Origin of the sequence: Fonticella tunisiensis (assembly GCF_004364155.1) — a bacterium.
In the GTDB taxonomy this organism is placed as follows: Bacteria; Bacillota; Clostridia; order Clostridiales; family Caloramatoraceae; genus Fonticella; species Fonticella tunisiensis.
This window is the reverse complement of record NZ_SOAZ01000015.1, coordinates 24,728-42,841: the sequence shown is the minus strand read 5'-3', so window position 1 is coordinate 42,841 and position 18,114 is coordinate 24,728. Positions and strand designations below refer to the sequence as shown.

The 18,114-nt window shown below is 37.7% G+C and carries 15 protein-coding genes and 1 pseudogene; 2 read left to right on the top strand and 14 right to left on the bottom strand.

All coding sequences use genetic code 11. The features are described 5' to 3' along the window. Nucleotides 1-10: 10 nt before the first annotated feature. The 5 genes from EDD71_RS09625 to EDD71_RS09605 all read right to left on the bottom strand — a co-directional run bounded on the left by EDD71_RS09625 (nt 11) and on the right by EDD71_RS09605 (nt 5,136). Nucleotides 11-904, bottom strand: a complete 894-nt coding sequence (locus tag EDD71_RS09625; RefSeq protein WP_133628525.1) for a sugar ABC transporter permease — start codon at nt 902-904, stop codon at nt 11-13. 7 nt (nt 905-911) lie between these two features. Next, the gene (locus EDD71_RS09620; protein ID WP_133628524.1) at nt 912-1,796 is read right to left on the bottom strand and encodes a carbohydrate ABC transporter permease; all 885 of its coding nucleotides are present in this window, start codon (nt 1,794-1,796) and stop codon (nt 912-914) included. Nucleotides 1,797-1,840: 44 nt separating this feature from the next. After that, the gene (locus EDD71_RS09615; RefSeq protein ID WP_133628523.1) at nt 1,841-3,058 is read right to left on the bottom strand and encodes a sugar ABC transporter substrate-binding protein; all 1,218 of its coding nucleotides are present in this window, start codon (nt 3,056-3,058) and stop codon (nt 1,841-1,843) included. A gap of 43 nt (nt 3,059-3,101) precedes the next feature. Continuing rightward, nucleotides 3,102-4,013 carry a LacI family DNA-binding transcriptional regulator gene (locus tag EDD71_RS09610; RefSeq protein ID WP_133628522.1) on the bottom strand — a complete coding sequence of 304 codons (912 nt, stop codon included), beginning with the start codon at nt 4,011-4,013 and terminating at the stop codon, nt 3,102-3,104. A 310-nt stretch (nt 4,014-4,323) separates the two neighbouring features. Continuing rightward, nucleotides 4,324-5,136: a TIGR00266 family protein gene (locus EDD71_RS09605; RefSeq protein ID WP_133628521.1), complete on the bottom strand. Its 813-nt coding sequence runs from the start codon at nt 5,134-5,136 to the stop codon at nt 4,324-4,326. Between the two features lie 256 nt (nt 5,137-5,392). Here EDD71_RS09605 and EDD71_RS09600 point away from each other — a divergent pair. Beyond that, nucleotides 5,393-5,560, top strand: a pseudogene (locus EDD71_RS09600) (IS66 family transposase); the annotation flags it as partial. 101 nt (nt 5,561-5,661) lie between these two features. On the opposite strand, the gene EDD71_RS09595 reads toward EDD71_RS09600, so the two are convergent. Then, on the bottom strand, nt 5,662-6,480 hold the full coding sequence (locus tag EDD71_RS09595) for an Rpn family recombination-promoting nuclease/putative transposase (RefSeq protein WP_279233019.1): 819 nt from the start codon (nt 6,478-6,480) through the stop codon (nt 5,662-5,664). Nucleotides 6,481-7,135: 655 nt separating this feature from the next. Between EDD71_RS09595 and EDD71_RS15555 the strand changes: the two genes are divergently transcribed. Next, nucleotides 7,136-7,534 (top strand): DUF6618 family protein, encoded by a 399-nt coding sequence (locus tag EDD71_RS15555; RefSeq protein ID WP_207669324.1) that lies wholly within the window; start codon nt 7,136-7,138, stop codon nt 7,532-7,534. 629 nt (nt 7,535-8,163) lie between these two features. Here the strand turns inward: EDD71_RS15555 and EDD71_RS09585 are convergent. The 8 genes from EDD71_RS09585 to EDD71_RS09550 form a co-directional block, all read right to left on the bottom strand. Continuing rightward, nucleotides 8,164-10,179, bottom strand: a complete 2,016-nt coding sequence (locus tag EDD71_RS09585) for a protein kinase domain-containing protein (protein ID WP_133628519.1) — start codon at nt 10,177-10,179, stop codon at nt 8,164-8,166. Nucleotides 10,180-10,249: 70 nt separating this feature from the next. Next, nucleotides 10,250-10,516, bottom strand: a complete 267-nt coding sequence (locus EDD71_RS09580) for a WXG100 family type VII secretion target (protein WP_133628518.1) — start codon at nt 10,514-10,516, stop codon at nt 10,250-10,252. A gap of 17 nt (nt 10,517-10,533) precedes the next feature. Beyond that, nucleotides 10,534-10,758, bottom strand: coding sequence for a ubiquitin family protein (locus EDD71_RS09575; RefSeq protein WP_133628517.1), 225 nt, complete (start codon nt 10,756-10,758; stop codon nt 10,534-10,536). Between the two features lie 16 nt (nt 10,759-10,774). Beyond that, on the bottom strand, nt 10,775-11,461 hold the full coding sequence (locus EDD71_RS09570; protein WP_133628516.1) for a hypothetical protein: 687 nt from the start codon (nt 11,459-11,461) through the stop codon (nt 10,775-10,777). Between the two features lie 2 nt (nt 11,462-11,463). Further along, the gene (locus EDD71_RS09565; protein WP_133628515.1) at nt 11,464-15,858 is read right to left on the bottom strand and encodes an FtsK/SpoIIIE domain-containing protein; all 4,395 of its coding nucleotides are present in this window, start codon (nt 15,856-15,858) and stop codon (nt 11,464-11,466) included. 3 nt (nt 15,859-15,861) lie between these two features. Continuing rightward, nucleotides 15,862-16,140, bottom strand: a complete 279-nt coding sequence (locus EDD71_RS09560) for a DUF4176 domain-containing protein (RefSeq protein ID WP_133628514.1) — start codon at nt 16,138-16,140, stop codon at nt 15,862-15,864. A 16-nt stretch (nt 16,141-16,156) separates the two neighbouring features. Then, nucleotides 16,157-17,146 (bottom strand): hypothetical protein, encoded by a 990-nt coding sequence (locus EDD71_RS09555; protein WP_133628513.1) that lies wholly within the window; start codon nt 17,144-17,146, stop codon nt 16,157-16,159. Nucleotides 17,147-17,165: 19 nt separating this feature from the next. Further along, nucleotides 17,166-17,975 (bottom strand): hypothetical protein, encoded by an 810-nt coding sequence (locus EDD71_RS09550; RefSeq protein WP_133628512.1) that lies wholly within the window; start codon nt 17,973-17,975, stop codon nt 17,166-17,168. Nucleotides 17,976-18,114: the final 139 nt, after the last annotated feature.

The window sequence follows — 18,114 nt, the reverse complement described above, 5'->3', positions numbered from 1 at the left end:
CCTGCTGCGTTTATTTTGTGCTTCCAAGTGTCAAACCTGATATTAGGGATTTTTGAAGGAGTAAAAATACAATCATCACAGGAACAGCTACTATAAGGGAGCCCGCAGCAAAAAGGGGCCAGTTCTGAGCGTAGTTTCCGGCATTTTGAAGGGACCAAAGCCCAACCGGTAATGTAAATATCCCCTTATTTGTAGTAAAAGTCATTGCAAAGATGTATTCATTCCATCCTGCCATGAAGCTGAACATGGCAGTAACTGCAATTGCTGGCCTTGAAAGAGGCAGAACAATTTTAGTAAATATCTTAAGGACAGATGCCCCGTCGATTAAAGCCGCCTCCTCTATTTCGTAGGGAAGGGTATCAAAGTAGCCCTTTAGATTCCATATAGTAAATACAAGCTGTCCACCCGTATAAACAATTACAAGCCCTATAAGTGTGTTTACAAGATTTAAGGTTGTGATTATCTTGTAGTAGGCAACGATTGCTAAAATATTAGGAAAAGCATTAAGCAGTAAAAATATGTTAAGCAATGTTTTTCTTCCCTTGAACCTGAACCTTGAGAAGGCATAGGCAGCTGTTGTTCCAAGCATAAGGCTTAACCCAGTTGTTGCCCCTGCCACTATAATGCTGTTTTTTAGCCATAAAAAGAAATTGCTGTTTGGGCCAAACAATATATTCTTATAATGGTTTAGTGTCATTTTCTCTGGAATAATATCAAGGGAAGTTGTAAGCAGGGTGTTGCTTGCATTTATTGAGGTTGTAAAAATCCATACAATAGGCAAAATTGCAGCAACTATAAAAGCTGCCAGTACACAATAGGCAAGGGAAAGTTTAATAAACTTCCTTGTCCTTCTCTTTGGCCCCGTCTTTACAGCGTAAGAATTTTTGTAGATAACCTTTTCCATATCTATACTATACCTCCTTGTCTGCCTTAGTGAGCCTCATATTGAGAATTGTAAGCCCGAGAAGTATAAAAAATATAATAACTGAAAAGGCCGAGCTTAAGGAATAGTTGCTTGAGGTAAAGGCTTTGTTGTAGGCATAGGTCATAACAACATCCGTCTTTCCACCAAGTCCATTGGTCATAAGATATATAATGTCAAACTGCTTAAAGGTTACAAAGGAGGTAAGTATAACTGCAGGTACAAGCGCTGGTTTTATAAGTGGCATTGTTATATAGAAAAACTTGTGAAAACCTGTGGCACCGTCTATGTCGGCAGCTTCATAATAGGTGTGATCGATGCTTTGAAGTGCCCCCAGGCAAACTATCATCATAAAGGGCACTGCAAGCCACACATTAGCTATTATGCTTGCAGCCATTCCATAAACTGGAGATGTAAGCCAGGGTATTTTAGAAAGTCCAAGCTTTGATAAAAGGATGTTTATTATTCCAAAGTCATGGTTGAACATTCCCTTCCAGATAAGGGCAGATATATATGAGGGAACTGCCCAGGGAAGTATGAGTAAGGTTCTCATTATTCCCTTAAATTTCAGCTCCTTTATATTAAGTAGAAGAGCAAGTCCCATTGCAATGGAAACCTGAATAACAAGGTTTATAACCGTCCAGATAATAGTTCTTAGAACAACTGCATAAAACTCGCCGTCAAGGCTTGTAAGCACCCTGATATAGTTGTCAAATCCAATCAAATTATACTTTTTCCAGTGATACATGTTCATATTGGTGAAGGAAATATAAATGCTGAAAAATATCGGATATATAACAAGAATGAACATAACGACCATAGCAGGGGTTGTATAAAAATAGGGTATCAGCTTTCTAGCGGCCTTACTTTTCATGCTGCACCTCCTAAAGAGAAAGGGGGATACCTCCCCCCACCTTCCTACTTCATATTCTTAATAGCTTCCTCTGCTGCTTTTTGATATTTTTCAAATACTTTGTCAGGAGCTTCCTTTAAAACTACAATCTCCTGGAGTGCCTTTGAAATTGGATCCCACATAGCACCCATTTCAGGAACGTTTGGCATTGCAGTTGCAACTTTTGCCTGCTCGCTAAAGGCAACAACGTCAGGGTTATTCTTTATTTCGCTATCCTCATAAATCTTCTTGTTGGCAGGCATATATCCACCAGTCTTTGCAAGAGCCTTGGCAACCTTTTCGTTTGCGAAAAACTCCATAACCTTAGCTGCTGCTTCTTTGTCCTTAGCAGCTGAAGTCATCATCATTCCCTGAACACCCATAAATGGTGACGCATCAGATTTATTGAAAGATAACGCTGGAATCTTTGCGAGTCCATAGTTAATCTTCTTTTCCTTAATCCCACCAAGTTCCCATGGTCCGTTTATCATCATTGCAGCCTTTCCATCCTTAAAGAGCTGTGAAACAAGTTGATGGTTTAAATCCTTTGGATAGAGCTTCCCAAGCTCTGTTAAAATCTTTGCTGCCTCAAGGTTTTCAGCCTTGTTAAGTATTGGATTGCCATCCGCGTCAAGGTATCCGCCCTTTGCTCCGTAAAAGAAGGCCGAATTAAAATATGCATCCGTTGGAGGTATTAAGAATCCGTACTTTCCATCCTTTGTTAATTCCTTAGCCTTTGCTATAAGCTCATCTGTTGTCTTCGGAGCTTCCTTAATTAAATCCTTGTTGTATATAAGAGTTACTGTTTCAAAGGTAGCCGGAATTCCATAGAGCTTACCCTTATAAGTAAATCCCTTAACCGTTGATTCCATAAGTCCATCTGTAACCTTCTTGTCTATTAGTCCGTCAACTGAAACAATTCCGCCCATTATTGAATACTTCCCTACCCAGTCGTTAGGCCCTGCAACAAGGTCTGGAAGCTCGTTGCTCTGCGAACCAACCTCAAGCTTCTTTGAAAGCTCTTCCTGCTTTACAAACTGTACCTTTATTCCTGTTTCCTGAGTAAAGCTTGCATAAGCGTCCTCAATTGCCTTTTGAACCTCTGGAAGATACTGATGCCAAACCGTTATAGTTACATCCTTCTTCTCTGCATTTGTTGGTTTGTTGCTTTTGCCGCAAGCTGAAAATAATCCTGCCGCCATCACCAGTGAAAGCAATAGGGCCAGCGTCTTTTTGATTTTCATAGAATCCCCTCCACTTAATCGTTTAAGTTTTATTTAAGGCAAATTACTCTGCCTTAATGACGGTATATTTATTATCGGAGTAATGACCACTAATATACTCCATCATCAGTTCAACAGATTTTTTTGCCTTTAAATCGTTATTAATAATTATTTTATGGGTTTTATCATCTAGAAGATAGGAATTTCCGCTCGTGCAGATAACAGCAACATCCTCCGGTTTTATATATCTTGAAACAATAACTCCAAGGTATTCGCCTATTACAATGGCCTTCCTACCGGGGTTATTCTTTAGAAATTCCCTCATAGTTTCAATGTCCTTTACAACGTGGATGTCCTCATTTCTACCCTTAAAGTTACTTTTGATTTTCTCAATGGTTTCCTTATTATTAAATTTATCCATTATAAGAAGGCAGTCCGTACACTTAAGAAGGTCAAAGGCTCTCTCTATGGCATCATTAAAATCAGGTACAATTTTATGGAAGATTACGTCATCTATATAGCTGTCTATGACAATTATAGGCACACTAAATCTGTTGGATATTTGATAAAATATATCAAGATTAACATCAATTATAAAAACCCCGTCTAGCTCCCTGGAAAGGATTATGTCAAGATTGGGACTAAAACTGTCTATGTTCGATATAAGCACGTGATAGCCCCTTTCTGAAAGGAGGTTTTCAAGCCTTTCTACAAACTCTGTATAGTAGCCTGTCCTCCAAGGTTTTTCATTACCGTAGTTTTTAACAATTAAAACACCTATAAGGCCGGACTTTTTCTTCACAAGGGATCTTGCAGCAAGATTTGGAACATAGTTAAGAGCCCTTGCGATATTCAGGATCCTATTTCTTGTTTCTTCCGGGATAGTTTCCTTTTCATTATTGCTTAAAACATAGGAGACGGTTGCTACTGAAACCCCAGCTTCCCTTGCTATGTCCTTCATCGTAACCTTTTTCATCCTGACCTCCAGCAAATAAAATTTATGCAGATTGATCACTTAATCGATTAAGTTAATTATATTTTACTACTACTCCATTTAATTGTCTATAATATTTCGAAAATTCTTTACAAACAAATTCCAGATCCTATTGCCATTTGCAATAACATTTTATTTATGAAATATTAAGATTATTCACATAGGTTTTAAGTATATTTAAATTCATATCAGAATAATTACATTATTACTTTCTGAAAATACTGCTGAAACTCAAAAAACAGTACAAATTACGCTTAATCAATCCTCAATTCTCAGGTGGCTGGCACCTAAGTTAATCCCCATCAAACAGATTCCCTATTCCACCAAGCACATCAAATACATTCCCCTCATCCCTGCGCTTCCCTCCTGGATGTGGTGCTGCATGATATATTCTGTCTGCAAGACGGCTGAAGGGCAGAGATTGAACCCATACTGTTCCAGGACCAGTTAACGTTGCAAAGAAAAGTCCCTCTCCCCCGAAAAATGCTGTCTTTATATTCCCTACATATTCTATGTCATAATGTACACTGCCTGTCATTGCAACGAGACAGCCTGTATCAACCCTTAGTATTTGTCCAGGTGCAAGCTCTCTTTTCACAATTGTTCCACCTGCATGGAGGAATGCCTTTCCATCTCCTTCAAGCCTCTGCATTATGAATCCTTCACCGCCAAAGAATCCAACACCAAGCCTCTTTATAAATTCAATTGATATGGAAACACCCTTTGCAGCACAGAGGAATGCGTCCTTCTGGCAAATAATTCTTTCGCCATACTCTGAAAGATTTAATGGTATTATTTTACCTGGATATGGTGCAGCAAAGGATACCTGCTGCTTTCCGTATCCTGTATTTGTAAACACCGTCATAAAAAGGCTTTCCCCGGTTAAAATCCTTTTCCCTGCGTTAAAAAGCTTTCCCATAAATCCGCCGGTCTGGCTGTTCTGACCTGAGCCGTCTCCAAATATTGTGTGCATCTGTATTCCCTGAGTCATCATCATCATAGCTCCCGCCTCTGCAACTACGCTCTCATCTGGATCAAGCTCGATCTCAACAAACTGCATGTCATCACCGTAAATCTTGTAATCAATCTCATGTGAATATGGCATTACAAAACCTCCCCTCTTATAAGAATATTTTAAACAAAAACTATTTATTATTAAACACCAATTGAAAATTTAACCTTATTTTAATAGAAGAGGGATTTTTTCTTGATACCACTACCTACAGGTGGTTTTATAATCGAAAACCCCCGGCCTCAGAGAATTTCAGCTCTGGGATGAAACTGATGGAATACAAGAGACATTTGGAAATATACAGGAGATTGCAATGGGATGCAGGTTCAGAGACTGCAGGCATAACAAGGGGCCACCTATTGTGCTCTACGATTATCAAACAACAAGAGCAAGTAAGCATCCGCGAAGATTTCTATCAGGGTTTAAGAGTTACCTGCATGTGGATGGCTGCGCCGGCTATAACGATTTGTCTCATGTGACACTGGTTGGCTGCTTTGCTCATGCGCGAAGAAAATTTGATTAAACCTTAAAGGCACTACCGGATTCCTCAATATGCAAATTACTTTCATATCACAATATTTCAATATAACATAAGAGAATGCACCCGCATTCCCTTTCTCAATTCTCAGGAGGCTGGCACCTAATTTCTTTGATCTGCTCCTCCTTTAATCCTGTAGCCTTTACTATAGAAGCCAAATCCAAGCCCATTGCTAATAAATTCCTTGCAACTTCTAATTTTCCTTCTGCTCTTCCTTCTTCCTTGGCTCCTTCTATCATGCTCTTTTCATCCAGTATCTTTTTCATTCTAAGCTCTGCAAGCCTAACGGTTTCAGGGTCTCTGCTTAACATGCCAAGGACAGTAATTGCCTTCTTTATTGCAGGTTCCGCCACTTCTATCCCCTCCTTTGAACTTTCTTGAGGTTTTGTTAAAAATGCCAGCCATCTATTTAAACTGTTATTTAACCCCGGTGATTGTTCTATAAACTTTGGAAGCTCAACAAAGTGTATCTCTAACAAATCCGTTAGCATTTTCTTTGATTCATCTTCATGTAAATGATAGGTTGTATGGTAACTATCTTCATCTATATAATTGAAATTCAAAATATTTATAGTTATTGTCTTTCTTAAATCTCTATAGTCTGAACCTCTTTTAATTTGACCGGCATATAGCCTTGCCCAGTAAAAGAGTGTTCTATTAATCATGTTATATCTATTTATAAGCTGTATTTCTACATTAATATTAGTGCCCTTTTCTGTTATTACCCTGACGTCCAAAATTCCTATTTTATCATTAATTGTTTCAATATCCGAAAGCCTGGTATCTACATATTCTATATGTGTAATTTTTTCCTTCTCAGTCTTCTCAAGCAAAGCATTTAAAAAGCTTATGAGAATATCTTCATTCTCAGGAGTCCCAAAAATCCTCTGAAAAACTATATCATTTTTGGGATCTAATATAAATCTATCTGTTAAACGTCAAAATAAACCATATTAATTTTACCTAAAAACGGCATAATAAAATCACCTTTAATACTTGCGTAAAATTAAATAATCTGACCTTTAGGAATGCAAATTGAGAAAACTGTCAATACTTATAAAAAATACAAAAAAAGGAGAAGGGGAAAGTGGTTTCAAAACCATTCTTTCCCCTAAAAAATCCTACAATGATAAGTATTACCAAGTTTTCCGAAAATATAATCAAAGATTTGGTATTGAGAGAAAAAAATTTTGAGCATATGTATGGATGCCCTTCATGCGGCTATGAAGGCATGCTCACCGCCATGGTCACTATGATAGAAACGTAGTTACCCTTAATTAACATTTTGTCATTAGTATTCAGCGTTTTTTATGTCCTTGCTGTGGCAAAACTTACTCGCTCCTACCATCGTTTCTTATCCCATATTTTATCTATACCTTTGACGTAATCATATTTTGTCTGTATTCCATATTTGCACTACAGAAAAAGATAAGCTATGTATACGATATTCTCCATAACTGCAACAAGCAGTGTTTCATAAGCATTCAGTCCATCAACTTCTTTAAAAGAAGATTTCTGTCTAAAATTCATGTTGTAAACAGCTTTTTTGCTGCTATGGATTCCTTTCATTGCGATTCAGATTTATCCCTGCTTACAAAGGATAAGGTTGCCGCCAGGCTTGACATATTGCGTCAGCATAAGGGCATAGGAGTTTATATGACCCTTTGTGATGGTCTTGGTATAACGCCAGCTTACAAGAAAGTGACCATGTTTAAGCAGATACATGATTCAATTTACGGGTCAGTTTTAGTGTTATTTGGCAAAACTGCCTTTGGATATTTTGCATGTATTCCTGATTTTGAAGCTGGATGTCACCTTTCACACCTTAAGGATACCTTTTGGAATATTGAGCAGTTAGTCAGAATTATCGACGAAGTCACAGGAATTACAATTGCTGAGGCACTACGTGCTGTAGCAGATTATATTGGGCCTAAAGCACACAAGAAAGATTAGCAAATGATATTTAAGTTTGCACTGCCTTTTTTCATTTATCTTAGAAGAACCAAAGCGATTAATCCCGGTTTTTGTGGCAGAACCCCCATATGTACTAAGTTTCTATAATTTGCATTTTAGGCTAATTTTACTAGAAGCAGTTTATTTAATCTGCTGTTTTTAGAATCATTTTTTATTATTTTGAGATTATTATATTGTGACTTTATCAGCATATTTTATTGTGCTGTGTAACATTTAATCTTTTCCCCTGTCATCTTTAAACAAGTTTATATGGATTGTTATTATTTTATCAATACAATATATCCTTAATAAAAGATAAGGAAAAAGGAATGGTAAACTGCACAAAAATCCCAATAATCGGCAGGCATAGAGTAAAAAAAATATGATATAATTCACAAAGGAAATAATAAAGAGACTAGCGCTCATAAACTGAACAGCTAATCTCTTTAATACATAAATTTGTGACAAGGGCTGTTTGTTTTGATTAATGTTGTCTATGGATTATTTGGGATTTTAACACAGTCTGACGGATTCTTTGACATATACTCTACTTCCATATTAATATTCTGTAGTTATAAGTATATTATAAATATATTCCATATAAGCGTATAAATTCCTTTTATGTATGGTTAATTGGCTACAAAAAACTCGTATTTACCATCTTCATTAAAGACAACTCCGCTGCCCGGGGCTGCGTTTATTATTAAAGGTTTAGAAACGCCTTTTACCGTGGAATCCTGCATATTTTTTAAGCTTATTGACCTTACTTCACTAGATGTAAGATAATATATCCAGCTTCCATATCCCGTATAGGATTTAACCCCTTTAGCAATAAGCCTTTCGTAGGTACAATCTATGTCCGATATATAAAGTTCTTCATCTCTTTTAAAAAGAAGGGCATTTTCATATAAGCTAAAACTTGTTATCCCCTGTTTGCCTAAGTCTTTTTTCTCTTTTTTTGATATATCATATTCAAATAATTTATAATCCTGCAGGTAGTATATGATACCGTCGTTTATAAAAAAGCTGTCTACCTTTTCATTAAAGACATTAACAGGCTTTTTATTTGCGGCGTCAAATTCATAGACATACCCTGCCTTAGGCTCTTCCATGAAATAAATTTTAGAATCAAAAATCCTCAGATTATAAACCTTTCCCTCATAAAGCCTTTGTGTCTCTCCGGTTCCTTTCTTTAATGAATATAGGTCCTTTCCGTTATGGGTGTAGTATATTGTATCATGGAGCAAGCTCATTTCATTTCCATCTTTATCTTCATTTAAGAGTGCAGGCTCAGTCTGGTTCTTTTTCATCTTTAATATTCCTTTTGCGGTTGGAAAATATAAATATTCTCCGTCAAAGGAAGCCGTAGAATAAGTCGAATAATTCCCAGATATATTACCACTGTTCTCTAAAGGAATTAGGGACACTATTTGAGATACTTTATGCCTTGATTGAAGGATTTTTATATAACTTCCCACACCATAGACAGCAAGTACGGCCAAAAGTATGAGGCCTATCATTATAGCCCTTTGTCGTCTTATATTTTTGCTCTCTTCCTGCCTTTGCCCTTTCTCTTCTTCCAGTTCCTTTATTTTATCTATGTTTTTAAATACTTTTGAAGTTTTAGTGAGCTCTTCTTTTTCCCGAGCTTCTTTTGAATTACCTGCTTCAGCCTGAGCATCACTGAAATTTCCCCTACCCCTGTTTGAATATATTGGAATATGGTCTGTTTTTGCATCTTCTTTATCTCTTTTTATATATTCCCTGCAATTCATAAGGGCTTGTCTAAACTCTGCTGCTGACTGCCATCTATCTTCTGGTTTGTTTGAAATAGCCTTTAGTATTGCCTTATTTATTTTATCCGGTACGCCGGGTATATTGGGTATTATATCTCCCCTTATTATTTTGCCCACTATTTCTTCCCTAACAACGCCTGTCCCCTCAAAGGGGAACTTGCCGTTATTGAGGAGCTTGTACAGCACCATGCCCAGAGAATATATGTCTACCCTGTAGTCATAACTGACTCCTTTATCTATCTCGGGAGCTTTATACAAGGACGTGCCTATACGGGTGTTTAGTGTGAAAGACCCTGCTTTTTTGGATATCCCAAAGTCACCAAGTTTAAAGGTATTGTCCTCGCTTATAAATATATTGCTTTCCTTTATATCCCTATGAATTATACCCTTTAAATGGCATGTCTCCAAGGCCCTGCATATGCATTCTCCAAGATAAAGGGTCTCATCCAGTGAAAGAGTCGATGCCTTAAGCCTATCCCTTAGGCTCTTTAAGTATTCCATCCTGATAAATATATTTTTGCCAAGACCATTATCCTGCACATCATGGCCTTCATAGTTTACGATATAGCTGTTGCCTCTTAGGGTAAACAATATCTCTATCTCGCTTATGAAATTGTCAGCAGTTTCATAAGCTATCCTTTTTATCTCCTCTTCGCTATTATACTCCCCCCGAAGCTCATGGAGCATCTCATTTGTCGGCATTGAAACAACCTTTAAGGCTGAATAATACTTCTTCCCCAAGGTTTCTTTGTATATCTTATACACTCTGCCATATCCACCTGAACCTATCTCCTCTTCAAGTTTATATCCCTGATTTATGTCAAAATAGTATTTTAATCTTTCATCCATACAATAATACACCCATAATAAAAATATTTACCAAAATATCAATTGTCTATTTAAAGCATGGAATATAACCCTACTGGTCTGCCCTTCTGAAGTTCTCAGCGATATTTTTAAGGTCCCTCGATATACTGGTTAAAAGTTCAACATATCTTCTCATCTGACCGTCCCACTGCTGGTAGTCTGAGAAGAATCTTTTAGAAGCCATACCTTCCCAAGTATTTTGAACCCCCGAAATAGCATTCCTTAATCTGCTTACCATCTCCTGGGTCTGCTGACTCGCATTTTGAAATTCTCCTGCTAACCTATCAAGTTCATCTGGATTTACTCTAATATCTGCCATAATATCTCCTCCTATAATTATTTTTTAAACTCAATAATTACCCCTTTAAAATAATTTAGCTCTTCCAAGGTTGATTGGGGTATAGTCTCAACCCCGTTTACCAGGATTGAAAGTTCCCTATCTTCCCTATCAAAATAAGAATCAAGTATTTTTTTAACATCTCCCAAAGGCATTCTCCGGGATATGTCAAGTTCCATCTTCCTGCTGCCATAGTATACGGTGACTCTTGCCCTATCCTTCATATAAAACCTCTTCCTTTTACTTTACAAGTTCCATGGAGAAAGGCCTTACGGTATAGACATCCATATATTCTCTGACTGCCCAGGAATGATTTTGCGTCTTTATCACTATATAGCTTTTTACCCCTTCCTCTGTCAGGTACTCGATGGATGCAATTTCTTCCACCTCTCCAAATTCTATGCCCTGCCTATTTAAGTCCTCTTTTAAACTCCCTACAAGCTTCTCCATATAGTCCACATCCCCGTTGTTCGTATATGAAGCTTCGAAGCTTGTTTCACTGTTCTCCAAGATATCCCTCAGTAGGACAGCTTTTATCTTTTCTTCATCCTCAGATGATGCAAGGCAAAACTCATACACATTTTTAAAAGGATCTCCTGCAATTACTGTTATGGCATCTTCACAGAGGAGCATGGATTTTAAGGTTAAGCCCAGCTTCCCATTTTCATTTATTATGAGGGCTCTCTCCGGCATACCCATGGATTTTATTACCTGAGATATATATTCTGTAACAAAGTATTCTCCATCCCTTTCCACCACAAAGCCCCTATTTTTTAAAGACGCTCCGGCTGCCATAAGTCCCTCTTCTATCTCGTCATTGGAAAACATTCCAAGATTGTTATTAATTCCAATGAACTGAGGAAGCTCCATTATACTTGCCAGATATAAAACTTCAAAGCCTGTCAGGGTAATCCTTCCATCTGCCATCTCTACGCCTCCCTTATTCTATTCATCAATTCGTTGAAGTTTAAACTTCCCTCATAGGGATTTGCATATTTAACCCTACAAGTCCCGTTATTTACGCTGTAGTATGCCTCATCATTTTTAAGCTGCTCATTGCACCCATAAATATAGAGGGATTCTTTAGTTTTGCTATCCCCAACCAGCCACTGCTTTACCATATTTTTTACCGGACTGGAACCTCCAATACCAGCCAAAGGCACTATAATGTGGATACCAAGATTTGCACTGTTTTCCACCACATACTTTAAATCATCCTCTACACTGTAGAACACTTCATCAATATCGTTTATTATGAGGAACACCGGAGGAGTTTCTAAAAGGTATTTTTTACTTCCCTTCAACCCATATGAATTTTTATAGCTGTTAAGCCCCTCTTTTCTATGACCTGTCATGATTTTTAAGCTTTCCACTACACTCTTTAAGCCTTCCATATCTTTAACCACATAAGTGGTAAGACCTGCATCATGAAAATTTGAAAGCTTATTGTATTTGTCAAATATATATAACATGTTGTTCCATTTAAATCTTCCGCAGATTATAGATATTATAATATCTATAAGTATTATCTCACAAAAAGCCGGGCTTCCTGCTATACCAAGACACGTTATATCGTCAAAAAACTCACTAAGTTCCTTTAGTGTATTAGCTTCCATGAGGAAAAAGTCCTTATTCTTCTTTAATATATCATCATAAAGCCTTAAAACCTTGGGAAGTTTCGGAACTTCATCCACTTTCCCGCCTTTATGTTTATTTTTTATCCTTTCAATAATGGACTTTAAGTTTTCTATCCTGTCAAAGTTGTCTTCTCCTGCAGATGGGAGATAGGCTTGAAGCTCCATAATATATTCCCCCCTCACATATGCCCTGCCTTTTTTACCCAACGGAATTACACCATCCACATTTCCAATTAAATCTCCATAATCCCCCTTTTCTTTAAGGGCAAAGCATATATTGTAGTTTGTAAGCCTTATTATGTCGTACATATTCTTTGTACTTCTCGATGTAAACACCATATGAACTCCAAGGTTGCCGCCCTTTGTAAGAACCTCGGTTATAAAGGGTTTATAAACATCTCCGTCCTCCTCTATAAGGTGTCCGAGGTTATCGGCAATAATATAAATGTGTGGAAGCTTTTCATGGGACTTTCCGTTGTAATCTTCTATGTTGAAAACTCCCATTTCTCTTAGACCCTCTTCCCTCATCTTCAATTGTTTTTCTATAAAGAGCTTAAAGTACCTATGTCCCTCAAAATCCTCAGCAAAGACAACATCTCCCACCTGAGGCAATTCTTTAAACATGCCAAGCTGCTTTTTGTCAAAGTCCAGTATATATATATTTAGCTCATCAGGACCCATGTTGAAGCAGAGAGACATTATGATAGTCATTAAAAGGTTTGTCTTACCTGTCTCTGAAAGTCCCCATATCCCTATGTGCTTTGTTTTATTAAAAGAGATATAATATTTCTCCTGCCTTTGGTTTCTTATGTTATCAGCTATGCCTATCAAAGCCTTATTTTTTAAATTATTATCTTCATACTCCAAAATCAAATTTGAAGGTAAGGGCTTTACAAAGGGCTGGAAAATCTCCTCCTTCATATAACCATTCCAAAAGTCACATATATAATCGACTATTACATCCAATTTTATGCCCATTGGAATGCCCCTTTGCTCATTTAAAGTGACCTTTTTACCATCCTCGAGGATATATATTTCTTTTTCCTTGCTGTCCCTTTCCTCATATACTTCATATTGATTTCCGCAAAAGGCAGTCTGAACCTTTTCATAAAAGCTCCCGGTCCCGGCCATAAATATGGCCCTTCCCGGATAATTTTGGGTTATATAGGCAGCATCTGGCGTCTTGACAACGGCCATGCTGTCAGCAGTATTCTGCATCCTCAAAGATATTCTAAAGTTAAAGTTTGTCTCCATCTCAGGAGTTATTATCCCATCGGCTTTTTGCGTTGATAATATGAGGTTTACTCCAAGGCTTCTTCCAAGTGATACTATAGTATCAAACCTCTTTATAAAATCAGGCTCACTCCTTCTAAACTCCGCAAACTCGTCCACAATTATTATAAGCCTTGGAAGAGGCTCATCTACCTTTCCCTCTTTATAAAGCCTGCAGTAATCGTTTATGCTTCCAATGCCTTTGAGTTTTTCTTCTCTTCTTTTTATTTCATGGCCTATGAGCTCAAAAGTCCTGTTTACAAGGCTGCCATCCAAATTGCTTATATATCCCAAAATATGGGGAAGCTTTTGTATTTTCTCCCCGAGGGCACCACCCTTAAAGTCTATAACAAAAAAGTTTACATCATAGGGACTGTAGTGGACGGCCATGGAAAGTATTATAGTCTCCAAAAATTTGGATTTTCCCGAACCACTTGTACCTGCGATTAACCCGTGGGGGCCATGGGCTGTATCTTGTATGTCAAAATAGCTTATCTCTCCCCTCTCATTTATACCAATGGGAGCTGCAAGGGACTTGTAAGGCCTCGAATTTGCCCAGAGCCTTCCCAAATCTATGTCCTCCACCAAGTCTATGCCCAATATATCAAATATATCGACGGCATCGGGGATACCTCCCCTGCCTTCTTCCTTGAAGTCTATGTTTGCTATGGTCCTTGAATACCTCTCAAGGTCAAAAAGGGGATTTTTATCCATCTCAAAACTGCTTATATTCCTTCCTTTTCTGATTATATTTGCCGAGGTATCATTAACCCTTATGACCGTGCCATTGGCACATTCTATGGGAAGTTTTCCGCTGCTGTTTGGAAGGATTATGACACTACCGTTTATGGCATCCAAGGATTTTGTTATCAAACCGTATATACTGCTGTTTTCCACAATGGATTTATCGCCTACTATAAAAACATAATAGCACTGTTTAAGGTAAAGCTCTTCCTCTGCATTTTTAAAAAATGACATGGCCCTTTCCCTGCTAAAGAAGATGGTGGACTCATTGTACTTAGCGCAGTGGGGAAGCCATTTCATCCATTCAAAATACCCTCTTTGGCCTTCATTGAATATCCCCACAACCTTCACATCATTTGGAAGATGATGGGCCGTTATCCCCAGCACGATGTTGTTTACCATATGGTAAATACTTTCCCTATCCCCTTCTATACCCGTAATCTCTTCTTCTATCTTTAAAGTAATAGGGACACCATCTATATTTGACATTTTTTGAAGCTCTTCAAGCTTGGACTTTAAGTTTATATCGTTTGCATCAAGTTCCGGCGCCTTTACTTTCAATGGATTTGGCACTGAACCTATTCCAAGCCTTACATCAAGGAAGTCCTCATTTTTTACTCTTCTACCCCAAAGGCTTCCGTCCCATTTTTTAAGCTTATCTAAAATTACGGGAAGGGAAGGGTATTTAAAGTTTACATACCTTACATACTTCTCCTCGTTTTTTGAAAGCCTTTTCTTCGCCTCTTCTACAATACCCTCATTAAATGCCCTGTTGCTTTTATTCCTCTGCCTTACCGTGAGGGTGTTAAAAATAAAATTGCTCAAGGGAACTATAAGCGTTAGTACAAGGTAAATATAGGACTGACTGCCCATTGTAAAATAAAGTATTCCAGTAATTATAGGTATAAGTATGCTAATTATAGTCAGTATTTTATTTTCCTCAACTATTGTTCTGAAATTTTTAAGGGCTACTTCCCCTTCCTCATAGATTTCCGTGTTTAAATGAGCACACTCATAGAGGGGATAGGAAGGATTTTCCCTCATATCTATAGGGTATGGCTTTTCTCCCTGCTCTAAAAGGCCCTCGTTTACAATGACATCAGCATTTTTAGTAAAGAGCCTTCCATTGTTAAATTCAAAGATATACTTGGATATATATATTTTATCCCCTTCTTTAAGCTCCTTTTTATAGACCTTCTCCCCGTTAATATAGGTCCCGTTGGTGCTGTTATTGTCAACAAGTATATATCTTTCGTTTACCTTTTCTATAGAGCAGTGAAGTCCCGAAACTTTCTTATCGTTTAAAACCAGGTATTTTCCATCTTTTCTCCCTATATCAGCCTTTGATGGGAGGGGAATATACCTACCTTTGTCATGGATTTGAACATTGTGGTAGACAATTGCATAAACCTTGTCCCCAAAGACAATACTTGCAGTCTGCCCGTCAATTAATTGTATCTCATTAACCTCATTATCGTCTTTATATATTGTAATGTCCTTAACCTTTGAAAGAAGCTTTTTAGTCTTCCCATCCTTTATATAGAGGTTGTTATCCTTTAAAAGGTCATAAAAAGGTTCTGATACAGAATCTATATTTATCCTCCCTGAGCTTATATCTAACGCCAAGCAAAAGCTATCCTCGTAAAAATAGAGAAACTCAATATTTTCCATTGTTTACTCCTTCAGCTTGTTAATCTCATCCTGATAATTTTTGATTTTCTCAAGGTATCTTTCTTCCTCATCGTCACTGTAGCCTTTAAATATAACCTTTTCTATCTCTCCGTGGTTGAATAAAATCTGATATTTTTCTCCTGCGTATCCTTCCGGATACATGGCGCCAAGATAGTCGTAAATCTTTCCGTTCCTTCCAGCCCTCTGAATTCTTCCATATATCATGACTTTCTTTGTTCCACCCTTTAAAAGTACCACTGAACCTATTGGTAGATAATCCATACTATCCCTCCTGATGTTACGTTGCAATAGTTATTATGCCTGAGGCCACCTTTTTTAACCCTTCATCAAGGTCTGTATATTCTTCAATTGCGCCATAAACCTTGTCCACAGCCCAACCGACACCAAAGTTGACGCCAAATTTTATAAGGGGAGCCGTCGGAGCTAAAGGCGGAAAAACAGTACACAGCGCTGCCGTAACCGCGGTGCTTACTGTAGAGGTTACGGCACCTTTTCCAACCTCAGTCCCCACTTTATATAAAGCCTCAGCACCCGAGTCCTCTTTGCTCATCCCCTGTTTTCTTGCATTGCTGTAAGCCTCAAGACCATCCATTACATTATCAACTTTACCTATTTTATTTAAAGCATTTAACGCCTTGCTTTTCTCAAGGCTGCCCGCCGCTTTCCTAGCCAATACTAGTGTATCCCCAAAATCATCGCCATATTTTTTTATATTAACTTCATTCTCCACTTTGTCTATGATTTTAGAGAAATCGCCTTTTGAAGCATACTCTACAGCATTGAAAAAGCTATCTTTTACCCTATCCCTAAGTCCTTCATTTTTGCTTAGTTCACTTATAAGCATGGCCCCGCCTATGGGCTGGGTAATAGGATTTGAAATCATGGCAGCAATCCCAAGGGGCTTTGCAATGGCCTGAAGATCAATGGACAGCCTTCCGTTATTATATTCAAATACTCCTGTATCCCCGCCGCCTGAAAACAGCTCTCCCTGGGTCTCTATGCCGCCCCATTTGTCGGCCTCAATAAAATCCCTGCTCTTTTTTTGAGCATAATCGGCAAGGTCTCTGCACTGTCCAAATACTCTTTTTCCTAAGGAGCCAAGCTCAGATATGTTGTTGTTAAACCTCGATACGCTCTTTCCCGTCCAATCTACCGATCTGCTCTCTTTAAGGAGCCTGCTTTCAATTCTTTCCGCTTCTTCTGCAAACCGCTTTAACTCACCCGCTATGCTCATTAGCTCTTCCGGATTAACCCTTATATTTCCCATAACCTATCTATACTCCTTATTATTTTTTCTCATAGAATACAAGGTCCTGACCACCGCCAAAATCTGCCGGCAAGCCGTTCTTTAGTACATTGACGTTTGTTACATATATCTTCTTTATATCTCCTTCTAATTTTTTAAAGTTCACAGTTATATAATCATCAAATCCCAAATTTATTTTTATAGGTGCATCATTGTGCTCTGTAAACTTTCCTTTATCAGTTTCCACAACTATGTTTGTACCATTTGCCCATCCAAAGGAATACTCCTTATCTGATTTATTTACTACCTTTATGACTAAAACACCGTTTCCAAGGCCTTTTATATATTTTACCGGAATAATATTGAGTTTTCCCTCCTCGGTATTGGCTAATACATCAAATTTATATACATCTATGTACCCATCGGGAGCAACCTTCCAGTTCCCGTCGCTGCCCTTTACTAAGGCATAAACATAATCTCCACTGCTGTTTTTGCCTTCTTTAGCAGATGTTATATTTACTATGGCTTTTTTAATATCCTTGTCATAATCGCTTACTTCTTTAATAGTATAACCTGTTACTTTCTCATCCCCTCTTCGTGCTTTAATGTCTTGTACATATTTTTCTTTTGTCATATCAAATATCTCAAAATACCTTGGTAAAATAAGTTCGCTAAGCCCCTCGAAATTGTTTTCCATATTATTCTTCATGGCTAAGTCTAAAACCTCTTCTGCTGTTTGGGGCTTGCTTTCTTCTTTCTTAACCTCAGCCGGCTTTGTCTTTGTCGAACATCCGATTAACAAAGCTCCAACTAAAAATACAGATAATAAAACCTTAAATGTATTTACCATTTTAACCGTCCTCCTAAGCTTTTTAATATGGTTTGTATCTGTAAAAAATCATTAATATTACAATTAATCTAAAATATGACACAAATAGTATCATTTTTATGATACAACATTTGCCATAATCTATCAATAATCTATTAGG

What these genes read in the sequence shown, in the direction of transcription:
- EDD71_RS09625 (WP_133628525.1), bottom strand. Translation starts at nt 904, where the DNA reads ATGGAAAAGGTTATCTACAAAAATTCTTACGCTGTAAAGACGGGGCCA.
- EDD71_RS09620 (WP_133628524.1), bottom strand. Translation starts at nt 1,796, where the DNA reads ATGAAAAGTAAGGCCGCTAGAAAGCTGATACCCTATTTTTATACAACC.
- EDD71_RS09615 (WP_133628523.1), bottom strand. Translation starts at nt 3,058, where the DNA reads ATGAAAATCAAAAAGACGCTGGCCCTATTGCTTTCACTGGTGATGGCG.
- EDD71_RS09610 (WP_133628522.1), bottom strand. Translation starts at nt 4,013, where the DNA reads ATGAAAAAGGTTACGATGAAGGACATAGCAAGGGAAGCTGGGGTTTCA.
- EDD71_RS09605 (WP_133628521.1), bottom strand. Translation starts at nt 5,136, where the DNA reads ATGCCATATTCACATGAGATTGATTACAAGATTTACGGTGATGACATG.
- EDD71_RS15555 (WP_207669324.1), top strand. Translation starts at nt 7,136, where the DNA reads ATGGATTCCTTTCATTGCGATTCAGATTTATCCCTGCTTACAAAGGAT.
- EDD71_RS09585 (WP_133628519.1), bottom strand. Translation starts at nt 10,179, where the DNA reads ATGGATGAAAGATTAAAATACTATTTTGACATAAATCAGGGATATAAA.
- EDD71_RS09580 (WP_133628518.1), bottom strand. Translation starts at nt 10,516, where the DNA reads ATGGCAGATATTAGAGTAAATCCAGATGAACTTGATAGGTTAGCAGGA.
- EDD71_RS09575 (WP_133628517.1), bottom strand. Translation starts at nt 10,758, where the DNA reads ATGAAGGATAGGGCAAGAGTCACCGTATACTATGGCAGCAGGAAGATG.
- EDD71_RS09570 (WP_133628516.1), bottom strand. Translation starts at nt 11,461, where the DNA reads ATGGCAGATGGAAGGATTACCCTGACAGGCTTTGAAGTTTTATATCTG.
- EDD71_RS09565 (WP_133628515.1), bottom strand. Translation starts at nt 15,858, where the DNA reads ATGGAAAATATTGAGTTTCTCTATTTTTACGAGGATAGCTTTTGCTTG.
- EDD71_RS09560 (WP_133628514.1), bottom strand. Translation starts at nt 16,140, where the DNA reads ATGGATTATCTACCAATAGGTTCAGTGGTACTTTTAAAGGGTGGAACA.
- EDD71_RS09555 (WP_133628513.1), bottom strand. Translation starts at nt 17,146, where the DNA reads ATGGGAAATATAAGGGTTAATCCGGAAGAGCTAATGAGCATAGCGGGT.
- EDD71_RS09550 (WP_133628512.1), bottom strand. Translation starts at nt 17,975, where the DNA reads ATGGTAAATACATTTAAGGTTTTATTATCTGTATTTTTAGTTGGAGCT.